Genomic DNA, 13243 nt, shown 5'->3' with positions numbered 1-13243 from the left:
GGCGTCCTCAAATACGCCTTCGCCGGCAAGCCTGGCTCCTACAGTAGGTTCGGGGGTGTCAGATGCGGAACTGGCCGACCAGAGTGCCGAGGCGCTGGCCAAGATCAGCCAGGCTGCGGGACGTCTGGGCGCCGAGTTGGGTTTCGCCGGCCACGTTGTCCACGGCCACCGCGATCTGATGCACGCTGCGGTTGATCTCTTCGGCCACGGCGGTCTGCTCCTCGGCGGCGCTGGCGATCTGCGCGTTCATCGAGTTGATGGTGCCGATCAACTGGGCCATGGTGTCCAGCGAAGCACCCGCTTCATTGGCCTGCGCGGACGTACCGTCGCCGGCCTCGCTGGAACGGCGCATCGCTTCCACCGCCGACTGGGTGCCAGCCTGCAAGCGGTCGATCATGCCCTGGATTTCCTGGGTGCTGATTTGCGTGCGGCTGGCCAGCGCACGGACTTCGTCGGCCACTACCGCAAAACCACGACCGGCCTCACCGGCACGGGCCGCTTCAATGGCAGCGTTGAGCGCCAACAGGTTGGTCTGCTCGGCAATCGAGCGGATCACCCCGAGCACGCTGACAATCGATGACACGTCCTTTTGCAGGCTGTCGAGGGACACGCCACTGCTGCGAATGTCGTCGACCAATGCATGAATCTTGACGATGCTGCCGGCCACCACACGCTTGGCTGCCTGGCCTTCCTCGTCGGTCTGCTGCGCCGCCACTGCCGCGTTTTGTGCACTTTTCGCCACTTCCTGCGCGGCCGCCGACATTTCGTTGATCGCCGTGGCCACCTGATCGGTCTCGTGACGCTGACGCTCCATCGCCTGATCCGAACGCTGGGCCTGATCGGAGACCTGGTTCACCAGCCCGGTCAATTGCGAGGTCATTTCGGTGATCTGACGCACCAGGCCGTGGATCTTGTCGACAAAGCGGTTGAACGAGCCGGCGAGTTGGCCGAGTTCATCCTGGCTGGTAATAGTCAGGCGCCGGGTCAGGTCGCCCTCGCCCGCTGCGATGTCGTCGAGGTTTGCTTTCATCAGGTTCAGCGGACGCAGAATGGTGTTGGCCAGCAGCATGCCGGCAGCAGCAATCAGCAACAGCACGACAGCGGCGATGCCGATGATGCTCAACAACACGCCTTCCATGCGCTCCTGAACCTTGGCTTCGACCACGGCCACTTGCGCCTCGATACCGTCAAGGTTGACCGAGGTGCCGACGGCCATGTCCCACTTCGGCAGGTATTCGGTGTAGCCGAGTTTCGGCACCAGCACCTTGGTATTGCCAGGCAATGGCGAGCTGTATTGCAGGTAGTGAGTGCCGTCCTTGGCGACTTTCACCAGGTCGCGGTTGACGTAGACGCCGTTCGGATCGCGGTTGTCCTTGAAGCTCTGGCCCACGCCGTCGGGGCTGTTGGCCTTGAACAGGCGCACGGTGTTGGAGTCGTAGCCGAAGAAGTAACCTTCCTTGCCGTAGCTGATGCTCGACAGCGACTTGATCACTTGCGCTCGCGCCGCGTCATCGCCAGGGGCGGCGGCCTCGTAGAGCGGTTTGATCGCCGTCATGGCCACGGCCACATAACTTTGCAGGGTGGCCTTGGCGTCGCTGAGCAGGCGCTGGCGCGTCTCCTCGACTTCCTTGTGGGCCTGTTCCTGCAGAACGAACAACGTGGTCAGGCTGATGACCAGCGCAAAGAGCAACACCGGGAGGACGGCAAGGGACAGGACTTTAGCCTTCAGGCTCATGCGCATGACGGTTCGCTCTTTTGATTTTATTGGCGTGGTTAAAGGCTTTAACGGCACGCCAACGCAAAACTGTAGGAGTCCGGCTTGCCGGCGATGGCGTCGTTGAAATGGCCATCGCCGGCAAGCCGGCTCCTACAGGTCCGAGGTGTCGCCTGATTTAGCGTTGATCACGCAATCTGTAGGAGCCGGCTTGCTGACGATGCTATTTCACAGGCGCCGCCACAGGGCAGGTTAGAATCAGAGGACCATCGCGGCCACCCAGCCGAACGCCAGCAGCGGCAGGTTGTAATGCAGGAAGGTCGGGACCACGGTGTCCCAGATGTGGTGATGCTGACCGTCGATGTTCAGGCCGGAGGTCGGGCCGAGCGTCGAGTCGGAAGCAGGCGAACCGGCATCGCCCAGCGCGCCGGCGGTGCCGACGATGCAGACGATGGCAATCGGGCTGAACCCCAGTTGCACGCACAGCGGCACGAAAATCGCTGCCAGAATCGGCACGGTGGAAAACGACGAACCGATGCCCATGGTCACCAGCAGACCGACCAGCAACATCAGCAACGCACCGATGCCTTTGCTGTGGCCGATCCACGACGCCGACGCTTCAACCAGCGTCTGCACCTGACCGGTGGCTTTCATCACTTCAGCAAACCCCGAGGCGGCGATCATGATGAAACCGATCATCGCCATCATCTTCATGCCTTCGGTGAACAGGTCATCGGTGTCGCGCCACTTCACGATGCCCGACACCGAGAAGATCAAAAAGCCCGCCAGTGCACCGATAATCATCGAGTCCAGCAACAACTGAATAATGAACGCCGCCGCAATGGCCACACCCGCAACCATCAGGCTCAACGGGTTGTACTGCACCGCGACCTGCTCGACCTGTTCGATCTTTTCCAGGTCGTAGACGCGCTTCTTGCGGTAGCTGATAAAGGCTGCCGCAAGCCCCACCACCATGCCCAGCGCCGGAATACCCATGGCATGGGTGACGTTGATGCCGCTGATGTCCACGCCGCTACGGGCCACGTTGGCCAGCAGGATTTCATTGAGGAAGATGTTGCCGAAGCCCACTGGCAGGAACATGTACGGGGTGATCAGGCCGAAGGTCATGACGCAGGCGATCAACCGCCGATCCAGTTGCAGCTTGGTCAGCACATACAACAGCGGCGGCACCAGCAACGGAATGAAAGCGATATGTATCGGCAGAATATTCTGTGAGGCGATGGCCACCACCCACAGCAGGCCGATCAGCAGCCACTTCACCGAGCCGCCACCGTTGGCGTGCTGGCGGTCAACCATGGCCAGGGCTTTGTCCGCCAACGCATGGGCCAGGCCGGACTTGGCAATCGCCACCGCGAAGGCGCCGAGCAAGGCATAAGACAAGGCCACCGTCGCCCCGCCGCCGAGGCCGCTGTTGAAGGCTTTCAAGGTGGCGTCGATGCCCAGGCCACCGGTCAAACCACCCACCAGCGCACCGATAATCAGCGCGATCACCACGTGCACGCGGGACAGGCTGAGAATCAGCATGATGCCGACCGCGGCAATTACAGCATTAATCATCGTTACCTCAAGGCAAGCGAAATGAGCCCGGCCGGCAGTCTGCGAAGAGCCGCCAGCGGGATAAGGAATGGGTTTTATTAGAGGGCGCGCACTGTGCCGGACCATCACCGCCTTGTCAAAGCCAGCGACCCCTGATGCCGGAACGACACTGCCCCCTGTAGGAGCTGGCTTGCCAGCGATGGCGGCCCTAAACCCAGCACATCATCCGAGGGGTTCACTCTGTAGGAGCCGGCTTGCTGGCGATGGCGGTGGTTCAGTCCACCCGTTATTGACTGGACTTACGCCATCGCCAGCAAGCTGGCTCCTACAGGATTCGTGAGAGTGATTCCTTTTCGTCGGACGGCATAAAGAACGCGGATTTTCGGCCGTTACAGTGCAAAGTCTCAGATATTTATCGAATAAGGACGTCTCCATGTCACTCAGACAACTTTCCATTCAATGGAAAATCACCCTGCTGGCCGGGCTTTGCCTCGCTGGTATCGTGACCTTGCTGGTAGGTCTTTCGCTGTATCGCATGGAGCACAGTTCCGAGCTGGTGAAAGCCTCGAGCATGGAGATGCTCACTGAAGCCGCCCAGGCCCGGATCGAGTCCCAGGGCGAAAACCAGGCGCTGAACATTCGCCAGCAGTTCATGGATGCCTATCAATATGGCCACGGCTTTTCCCGTCAGGTGTTGTTCCTGCGCGATCAGGCCGAAAAGCGCTTTCTCGATGCCTTCGACCTGCGTGAAGACCTGACCCGTCAGGTCAAGTCTGCGTTGCAAGCCAACCCGGAATTACTCGGCCTGTCGCTGGTGTTCGAAGCCAATGCGCTGGACGGCAAGGACGAACTGTTCGCGGGCCAGGCCGAGTTGGGCAGTAACGAAAAAGGCCGTTTCGCGCTCTATTGGTCGCAACCGACGCCCGGCAAGGTGACGTCGATGGCGCTGCCCGAAACTGACATGGCCGACACCAGCACCGGCCCCAGCGGTGAACCCGCCAACGCCTGGTTCACCTGCCCGCGCACCTCGCTCAAGCCCTGCGTGATCGAACCCTACTTCTATGTGATCGACGGCCAGAACGTGCTGATGACCAGCATCGTGTTCCCGCTGATGGTCAATGGCAAAGTCATCGCCTCGCTGTCGGTGGACATCAACCTCAACAGCCTGCAAGCAGTCAGCCAGGGCGCGAGCAAAAAGCTCTATGACGGCCAGACCAACGTCAGCATCATCAGCCCGGCCGGTTTGCTCGCAGGCTATAGCCCGGACGCCAGCAAACTCGCCCAGCGCCTGGACGCTGTGGATAAAACCAACGGCGCCGAGCTGATCCGCCTGCTCGCCGCCAGCAGCAAAACCGCAAGCCTGCACAGCAACCAGCAGTTGAAAGTGCTGTCGCCGTTCCAGCCGATCCCCGGTGGCAAGTCGTGGGGCGTGTTGCTCGATGTGCCGGAAAAAGTCCTGGTCGGCCCCGCCGAAGCCCTGAAAAAACAACTCGATGAAAGCAATACCGCCGGCACCTTGGTCGAACTCGGCCTCGGCGTGCTGGCCGCGTTGATCGGCCTGTTGCTGGTATGGCTGATGGCGCGCAGCGTGACCAAACCGATCCTCGGCGTGGCGCACATGCTCGAAGACATCGCCAGCGGCGAAGGCGACCTGACCCGGCGTCTGGCCTATGACAAAAAGGATGAACTGGGCCAGTTGGCCGGCTGGTTCAACCGTTTCCTCGACAAGTTGCAGCCGATCATCGCCGAGGTGAAACGCTCGGTACAGGACGCGCGCAGCACGGCGGACCAGTCCTCTGCCATCGCCACGCAGACCAGCGCCGGCATGGAACAGCAATACCGCCAGGTCGATCAGGTGGCGACCGCTTCCCACGAAATGAGCGCCACCGCTCAGGACGTTGCCCGCAGCGCGGCACAAGCGGCACAGGCTGCCAAGGATGCGGATCAGGCCACCCGCCGTGGATTGACGGTGATCGACCAGACCACCACCAGCATCGACAACCTCGCCGCCGACATGAGCGCAGCGATGGTGCAGGTCGAAGGTTTGGCGGCCAACAGCGAGAAAATCGGCTCGGTACTGGAAGTGATCCGCGCCATCGCCGAGCAGACCAACCTGCTGGCCCTGAACGCCGCGATCGAAGCGGCCCGTGCCGGAGAGGCCGGACGCGGTTTTGCCGTGGTCGCCGACGAAGTGCGCAACCTGGCGCGGCGTACGCAGGAGTCGGTTGAAGAAACCCGTCTGGTGATCGAGCAGTTGCAGAACGGCACGCAGGATGTGGTGGGGTCGATGAACAACAGCCATCGCCAGGCTCAGGGCAGTGTCGAGCAGGTCAGCCAGGCCGTCACGGCGTTGCGCCAGATCGGCGACGCAGTGACGGTGATCAGCGACATGAACCTGCAGATTGCCTCAGCGGCGGAAGAACAAAGCGCCGTGGCGGAAGAGATCAACAACAACGTGGCGACGATCCGGGACGTGACCGAGTCGCTGTCGGGGCAGGCCAATGAGTCGGCGCGGGTGAGCCAGTCGCTCAACAGCCTGGCGAATCAGCAGCAGAGCCTGATGGATCAATTCCGCGTCTGATTCAACCGATTCTCGTTGACGACATAGACCCTGTAGGAGCCGGCTTGCCGGCGATGGCGATTTTGAGGACGCCATCGCCGGCAAGCCGGCTCCTACAGGTCATCGGTGTTTTTGGGAGCGGTGTCAGCGTTTTGGGAGTTCGATGACAACCGTCAACCCGCCCCACTCGCTCTCCTCCAGCCGCAACACCCCGCCCCACGTGTCGACGATGTCGCGCACGATTCCCAGCCCCAACCCATGCCCTTGCGCCTGCTCATCCAGCCGCGTACCCCGGCTGAACACCTGAGCACGCTGGTCTTCGGGAATCCCCGGCCCATCATCTTCCACGCTTAACTCAAACCCTGCAGCCGTCTCGACCACGCTCAACCGCACCTCGGCATCCGCCCATTTGCAGGCGTTGTCCAGCAGGTTGCCCAGCAGTTCCAGCAAGTCTTCGCGATCCCACGGCAACTGCAACCCGGCCGGCGCGCGATAGCTCAGCTCAAGGTGTTCGCCGTGGATCATGTTCAACGTGGCGAGCAATCCCGGCAGTTCCGCATCGCAATCAAACAACGCCCCCGGCAGCGCATCGCCGGACAATCGTGCGCGGTTAAGCTCGCGATTGAGTCGTTGCTGAACCTGTGCCAATTGGTCTTTGAGGATCTTGCGCAACTCGGGATGGGCGTCGAGTTTCTCGCTGGACGCCAGGCTCAACAACACCGCCAACGGGGTTTTCAAGGCATGCCCAAGGTTGCCCAGCGCATTGCGCGAACGCTTGAGGCTGTCTTCGGTGTGGGCGAGCAAATGGTTGATCTGCGCCACCAGCGGTTCAAGTTCCACGGGCACCCGGTCATCCAGTTGCGAACGCTGGCCCTGCTGCAACTGAGCAATCTGCTCACGGGCCTTTTCCAGTGGACGCAAGGCGCGGCGCACGGTGATCCGTTGCAACAGCAAAATCAGCAGTAACCCCGCCAGACCCAGCCCCAGCCCCACTTGCTGCATGCGCTTGAAACTCTCGCGCACCGGTGTGTAATCCTGGGCGACGCTGATGGAGATCGATTGTCCCAAACGGCGATAGTCCGAGCGCAAGACCAGCAATTGCTGGCCTTCCGGCCCCAGTTGCAGGTTGCTGTGCAGGCCGGGATGGTCGAGGCGCGGCAATTCCTGATCCCACAACGAACGCGAGCGCCAATGGCTGTCGGCAAAATCGATGCGAAAGTAATGCCCGGAAAACGGCCGCTGATAAGCCGGTGACAGATGTCGTTCATCCAGCTGCAAGCCCTGCGGCCCGCGCACCAGCGCCACCAGCAAACTTTCGCTGTCGTTGCGCAGCCCCGCTTCGAGATAGCGCTGCAACCCCACTTCGAACAACCACAGGCTGGTTTGCGCCAGCACCAGGCCGACGATCACCATCACGCTGATCAGCCCCAGACTCAAGCGGCGCTGGATCGACCTCACTGCGCTTGCCCGCCGAACAGGTAACCCTGGCCGCGACGGGTTTCGATCACGCTGCGCCCGAGCTTGCGCCGCAGGTGGTTGACGTGAACTTCCAGCACGTTGGAATCGCGCTCGGTTTCACCGTCGTAGAGGTGTTCGGCGAGGTGGCTTTTGGAGAGGATCTGCTCGGGGTGCAGCATGAAATAGCGCAGCAGGCGAAACTCCGCAGCGGTGAGCTGGATGTCTGCGCCGTCGCGGGTCACGCATTGGCGACCTTCGTCCAGGTGCAATCCGGCTGACTGCAGCGTCGGTTGATTGACCTGACCATGGGAACGGCGCAACAACGCCTGAATGCGCAAATGCAGCTCTTCAGGGTGGAAAGGTTTGCTCAGGTAATCGTCGGCGCCGGCCTTGAGGCCTTCGATCCGTTCGGCCCAGGAACCGCGCGCGGTGAGGATCAATACCGGCGTGGCCAGCCCACCGGCGCGCCATTGCGCCAACACATCGAGCCCCGGCAAACCCGGCAGACCGAGGTCGAGGATGATCAGGTCATACGGTTCGCTGCTGCCCTGATACACCGCGTCGCGACCGTCGGCCAGCCAATCCACGGCGTAGCCCTGGCGGTTGAGGCCGGCCATCAGTTCGTCGGCCAGGGGCACATGGTCTTCCACCAGCAGCAATCGCATCGGTCAATCTTCCTTGTCTTTCAGTAACTCGCCAGTGGCGGCGTCGAGGTCCAGTTCACGGACCACGCCCTCGATGGTCAGCAGCTCGACTTCATAAATGTAGACGTCGTGTTTCTCTTCGAGCTCGGCTTCCAGCAGTTTTGAGCCTGGATAACGCTCCAGCGCCTGCTTCACCACTTGCTCGAGCGGCAGAATCACGCCCTGCTGGCGCAGGCGCAGGGCTTCGTCCTGATCAAGGTCGCGGGCCATGACGATCGAGCAAAACGCCAGAAGCACCAGCGCCATGCGTGACAATGAACACACCTTCATTACGTATCCTGATGATCCTTGAGAAGCTGCCCGCTGACCGCGTCTAATTCCAGGTCCCACTCAAGGCCTTGAGGGTCGCGCAGCTCCACCTGATAGATGTACTTGCCGTACTCTTCTTCCAGCTCGGTTTCGGTGACCGTCGAGCCTGGGTGTTTGGCCAATGCCGTGGCGTTGAGCTTCTCGAAAGACACAATGGTACCAGCGTCGCGCAGCCGCAGGGCTTCGTCGGGGCCCAGGTCGCGGGCGTGGGCGATGCTGACGGTCATGGCGACGATGGAGGCGGTGAACAGGGCAGTCAGGGTTTTCATGGGGTGTCTCCGTATTCTTTTATGTGTTGCGTACGGACGGCACCTTAGCGATTCGAACTTAATTGAAACTGAATTGCCATCATCAAGAATGGCATCACGCTATCGTCGGCATACGCCAAACCTGTAGGAGCCGGCTTGCCGGCGATGGCGTCCTTGAAATTGCCATCGCCAGCAAGCCGGCTCCTACAGGTTCTGTGTTTGCAATACGTACAGCTGTTTATAATCCGCCCGCTTGCCTGACATCGAGACCGGTATGACCGCCATCCACATCAAGTTCCCTTCCCTGACCCTCAAGGCCGGCCCGCGTGCCTTGGCGCGCATCCGTGAGCACGGCTTGAACGCCGCCGATGTCGGTACGCTGCCGGGTGCTGCCGGCGGGCCGAAGGCGTTGGGGATTCAAGGTCTGGACTTGGCGCTGTTTGGCGAGTGGCTGCCCGCCGCGCCGCGTGAACGGTCGCTGATCGGTGCCTCGGTCGGCTCCTGGCGCTTCGCCAGTGCCTGCCTGCCGGACGCCGCCGAAGGCATTCGCCGCCTCGGTCACCTGTACACCGAGCAGAACTTCGCCAAGGGCGTGACCATGGCGCAGATCAGCCAGAGCTCGCAACGCATGCTCAATGACCTGCTCGACGGTCGCGATGCGGCGATTCTGAGCAACGCGAATTACCGGCTGAACATCATGGTGGTCAAAAGTCATGGCCTGCTTGCGGACGATCATCGCGGTCGTCTCGGGCTGGGCCTGTCGTCAGTGATCGCCGACAACCTGCGCGGGCGCGCGCGGCTGTCGCGGCATTTCGAGCGGCTGATCATCCACGACCCGCGCCTGGCACCGCCGGTCAACCCGCTGAACGATTTCCCCTCGCGCTTCGTCGCGCTGAATGCCGGCAACCTGCGTCAGGCCCTGCTCGCCTCGGGCTCGATCCCGATGGTCATGGAAGGCGTGCGCGACCTGCCGGGCGCTGGCGCCGGGACGTTCCGCGACGGCGGCCTGCTCGACTATCACCTCGACCTGCCCTACAGCGGCAACGACATCGTGCTCTATCCGCACTTCACCGACCGGGTGATTCCCGGCTGGTTCGACAAAACCCTGCCGTGGCGCCGTGCCTGCCCAACGCGCTTGCAGGATGTCCTGTTGCTGGCGCCGTCCAAGGAATACCTGGCGCGCCTGCCCTACGGCAAACTGCCGGACCGTAACGACTTCAAGCGCTTCATGGGCGATGCGCCGAGCCGGCAGAAATACTGGCGTGCGACGATGGAAGAAAGCCGCAGGCTGGGCGATGAGTTTCTCGAACTGGCCGCCAACGGTCGCCTTGGCGAACGCTTGCTGACCCTTTAGTCAGGACAAACTGTTAAACTCGCCGCCTGCCCACATCGCTGCGGCGATCGCCACCTGACAGAGCTGAAACCACTGTGGAAATCTTCAAAGAATTTACCTTCGAATCCGCCCACCGCCTGCCCCACGTCCCGGAAGGCCACAAGTGCGGCCGCCTGCACGGTCACTCGTTCAAAGTGGCGATTCATTTGAGTGGCGATCTTGATCCGCATACCGGCTGGATTCGTGACTTCTCCGAGATCAAGGCGATCTTCAAGCCGTTGTATGAGCGGTTGGATCACAACTATCTGAATGACATTCCGGGGTTGGAGAATCCGACCAGTGAAGTGTTGGCGAAGTGGATCTGGGTTGAGTTGAAGCCGTTGTTGCCGGAGCTTAGTGCGATTCGGATTCATGAGACTTGTACTAGCGGTTGCATCTATCGCGGCGAATAAGTCGATAGATCAAAAAAACCACCGAGATCGGTGGTTTTTTACCTAATTTATTAGGATTTAGCATCCTATCCACTCTCACAACCTGTTTGCACTTACAGATATGTGGGTCTTCACGTGCCTGTTGAGATGGTCCTTCCGTGCAAACGTCTGACCACATTCTTTGCATGAATGCGGTCGGTCAATAGAGTGAATTTTCATATGCCTGGTCAAGGCCCCCTTTAAAGCAAATTTCTCGTTACATGTACTGCATTCAAAAGACTTAACTGTACTATGTGTATTTATATGCGTTGCCAAGGTGTCACCCCTATTAAAATCTTCCCCACAGATAGTGCATACGAAAATCTTATTGTCAGAGTGCATTTTCTCATGCCTTGCCAAAGAGTCTTTAGAACTAAATTTTTTACTGCACGCAGTACAGCTGAATTGGCTACCAGAGGAATGTGATTTCTCGTGTCTCGTTAGTGCATCCTTTCGAGAAAAAAATTTGTTACATGTGATACATCTAAAATTTTTTTCGTCATGCGATCGGATATGTCGAGTGAGCAGGGAATTCAGAGAAAAAGTCTTACCACAGGTGGGACAGGAAAAACTTCTATCTGAAACTGGCAAAACCGCCGAGGAAGACATGAGATCGTGAGAACTAGTGGGCTCAGCCAACATAGGTGATGATGTGACGCCCAAAAATGAGTGAGCACGCTGTGCCTCTTCACCTTCTACTGGCGCTCTATACAGACCAGCCAACGAATCCTGCGAGTCTAAATCCTCCGGATTAACGATGATTTCACGCAAGTCGCCTGCACCAGCCATCGCCAACGCTATGAGCATGTGTGGCGGCGTTTCTGAAGACTCTTGAAGGTCCTCATCAAACAATGATTCATGTCCGCTCCACATCCGCCCATCCCGATCCACTCTCCCCACCGGCGAATTCCCCACAAAACAATACAAATTCAACCCATCCACCGCCCCCGCCGGGTCCGGGTTGATCCATCGGCACAACCACGGCGCAAAGTAGCGATAACCGTAGTAATACAACCCGGTCGCATCCCGTTCCTTGCCCGAATAGCGAATGGTTTTGTATGCACCGCTCTGATCGCTGTGGTTTTCACAAGCCGTGCCGCCAAACGGGTAAAACTCTTCCCGGCTCTGCACCCTGGCGTGTTCATCCAATTCCAGCGTCCCGGACCCGAGATGGTCGGTCAGGTGGTAACGCAACGAGTGGTCGGGCGCATCGGCGCCGTGCAGCCACTTCACCCGATTGCGTCCGGCCTCCAGGTCGAGCACTTCATGCTGCTTGCCGCCCGGACGATGATGGATCTCCAGCCCCGGCAGGTAGCGAACTTCGGCAATCACGGTGCGGGCGGCGGCCAGTGCGGTGCGGACTTTGCGCAGGCGTTTGCCCCCGCCACCGTAGAGGTAGCATTCGGTGTCGTCGTCTTCGTCTTCGCGCACCACCGGTGACACGCTGGACAACTGGTTGCGCACATCCCAGGTCATGGCTTGGCCAGGCTGCAAATATTGCAGGTTGCCGTTGGCGTCGAAATGGCGGGCGAAATCCGGCGGAGTGTCGTCCTTGAGCAGGCTGCGGTTGCTGTTCGGGTCAATGGCCCAACGCCGGGTAAACGGCTGGACGCCAAGGTGACGCAGTTCGGTCAGGTTGCCACCCGCGTCGTAGTCGTATTCTTCGCGATAGTTAACCACCGCGTTGGGATTTGCCGAGGCGCGATACGCAGTGTCGGGATACATCGATGGGCGCTCGGCTTCCCAGCCGCTGGCGTGGGTTAACTGACCCAGCGTGTCGTAGCCGTAGGTGCATTGGCCGTCGATGCGCTGGTTGTTGTGGTAACGGACCGGTAGGGCGTGATTGTCGATCTGGAGGATGTTGCCCAGCGGGTCGACGCTGTATCGCAGGTCTTGCAGCGGCGCGGTGTTCGGCAACCCGGCGCACAAGCGCAGCAGACGCCCGTCATCAAGCGCGTACTGCGCCTCGGTGACCACGCCATTGCCAGCGGTTTCCCGTTCGACTTTTCCGCCAGGGTTATAGCGGATGTCGTGCACCAGGCATTGTCCGGGCGCAGCGCTGTTCGCCGGTTGCAACCAGCCTTCCTTGAGCTGCCCGGCCACGGTGTAGGTGAAGTGACGACGGTGTTTTTTGGCGTCGGTGAGGCTGAGCAAATCGCCCGACGGGGTATAGGCCCAATGGCTTGCAAGCCCGGGATCAGCTTCCAGCAAGCAATCGCGTGCGGCGCAGTCCAGCGGCCAATCCGGCGGATCGAGGGTGGCCAGAAAGTGGCTGATTTCACTTTGCGCCAACCCCCGCAGATCGTACGCCGGCATGTGCCGCGTGCCCGTCGGATCGTCGTGGCGAATCACTCGGCCGCACTGATTGGCAGCATCAAAACCGGCCCCGGCACTGCCGTATTCAAAGCGCTCCACAACCCGTTCCAGCTCTCTTATGGCAACAGGACGCAGCGACGAATCGTACTGCGTATCCTGCCGAGCCCCCCGACTGTCCCATCCGCTCAAGACCTCATCCGCTTGCCCGAGCAACAACACCCGCCAACCGGCATCGACACTGTCCGTCGCCAACACCTTGCCGGTCAGGGTGAAACGATGACTCAACGCCGGCGCGGACAACCGCGCATCCCGTTGCTCAATCCCCCTTCCCGCCGTATCGAACACCTGCCGCGTCACCCGCACCTGCGGCGTTTGCCCACTCTCCCCACGCCAGTACGTCAAGCTGCGCACAGCCAGGCCGCGCGGGTCGATAACCGCCAGTGTGGGCGTTCCGTGATGCAGGCTGAGGTTGTCCATGGGCTCTGGATATCATCCGCCGTCAACAACCGTCTACTGTCACAAATCACAGGTATTCGTCCCGCTGATCCGACAGATCAAAAAAACTGCCGGGACG

The 13243-nt window shown here is 60.4% G+C and carries 10 protein-coding genes and 1 pseudogene; 4 read left to right on the top strand and 7 right to left on the bottom strand.

Annotated features, from left to right (window positions below):
* Positions 1-58: 58 nt before the first annotated feature.
* Both ACYZUC_RS29590 and ACYZUC_RS29585 read right to left on the bottom strand, forming a co-directional pair.
* Entirely contained in the window at positions 59-1741 is a 1683-nt protein-coding gene (locus tag ACYZUC_RS29590) for a methyl-accepting chemotaxis protein (RefSeq protein ID WP_461992182.1), read from the bottom strand.
* Between the two features lie 231 nt (positions 1742-1972).
* Complete coding sequence (locus ACYZUC_RS29585; protein ID WP_162130708.1) at positions 1973-3289, bottom strand: Na+/H+ antiporter family protein; 1317 nt, start codon at positions 3287-3289, stop codon at positions 1973-1975.
* A gap of 415 nt (positions 3290-3704) precedes the next feature.
* Here ACYZUC_RS29585 and ACYZUC_RS29580 point away from each other — a divergent pair.
* Together ACYZUC_RS29580 and ACYZUC_RS29575 are read left to right on the top strand one after the other, a co-directional pair.
* Positions 3705-4994: pseudogene (locus ACYZUC_RS29580) on the top strand (methyl-accepting chemotaxis protein); the annotation flags it as partial.
* A 102-nt stretch (positions 4995-5096) separates the two neighbouring features.
* Positions 5097-5852 (top strand): methyl-accepting chemotaxis protein, encoded by a 756-nt coding sequence (locus ACYZUC_RS29575; protein WP_461996784.1) that lies wholly within the window; start codon positions 5097-5099, stop codon positions 5850-5852.
* 123 nt (positions 5853-5975) lie between these two features.
* Here the strand turns inward: ACYZUC_RS29575 and ACYZUC_RS29570 are convergent, their stop codons facing one another.
* The 4 genes from ACYZUC_RS29570 to ACYZUC_RS29555 are packed head-to-tail and all read right to left on the bottom strand — an operon-like array spanning position 5976 to position 8571.
* Entirely contained in the window at positions 5976-7289 is a 1314-nt protein-coding gene (locus ACYZUC_RS29570; protein WP_461992180.1) for a sensor histidine kinase, read from the bottom strand.
* Positions 7286-7954 (bottom strand): response regulator transcription factor, encoded by a 669-nt coding sequence (locus ACYZUC_RS29565; protein ID WP_008025306.1) that lies wholly within the window; start codon positions 7952-7954, stop codon positions 7286-7288. The genes ACYZUC_RS29570 and ACYZUC_RS29565 overlap by 4 nt, the downstream gene beginning before the upstream one ends.
* Before the next feature lie 3 nt (positions 7955-7957).
* Positions 7958-8263, bottom strand: a complete 306-nt coding sequence (locus ACYZUC_RS29560; RefSeq protein WP_461992178.1) for a PepSY domain-containing protein — start codon at positions 8261-8263, stop codon at positions 7958-7960.
* Complete coding sequence (locus tag ACYZUC_RS29555) at positions 8263-8571, bottom strand: PepSY domain-containing protein (protein ID WP_008025303.1); 309 nt, start codon at positions 8569-8571, stop codon at positions 8263-8265. The genes ACYZUC_RS29560 and ACYZUC_RS29555 overlap by 1 nt, the downstream gene beginning before the upstream one ends.
* 253 nt (positions 8572-8824) lie before the next feature.
* Between ACYZUC_RS29555 and ACYZUC_RS29550 the strand changes: the two genes are divergently transcribed.
* A complete protein-coding gene (locus tag ACYZUC_RS29550) occupies positions 8825-9904 on the top strand; it encodes a patatin-like phospholipase family protein (RefSeq protein WP_461992176.1) in 1080 nt (359 codons plus the stop codon).
* A gap of 74 nt (positions 9905-9978) precedes the next feature.
* Entirely contained in the window at positions 9979-10335 is a 357-nt protein-coding gene (gene queD / locus ACYZUC_RS29545) for a 6-carboxytetrahydropterin synthase QueD (protein ID WP_008025299.1), read from the top strand.
* Positions 10336-10410: 75 nt separating this feature from the next.
* Here the strand turns inward: queD and ACYZUC_RS29540 are convergent, their stop codons facing one another.
* The gene (locus ACYZUC_RS29540; RefSeq protein WP_461992174.1) at positions 10411-13146 is read right to left on the bottom strand and encodes a C2H2-type zinc finger protein; all 2736 of its coding nucleotides are present in this window, start codon (positions 13144-13146) and stop codon (positions 10411-10413) included.
* Positions 13147-13243: the final 97 nt, after the last annotated feature.

Source organism: Pseudomonas sp. GT1P32, from assembly GCF_054897805.1.
This window is presented reverse-complemented; position numbering and strand designations above follow the sequence as displayed.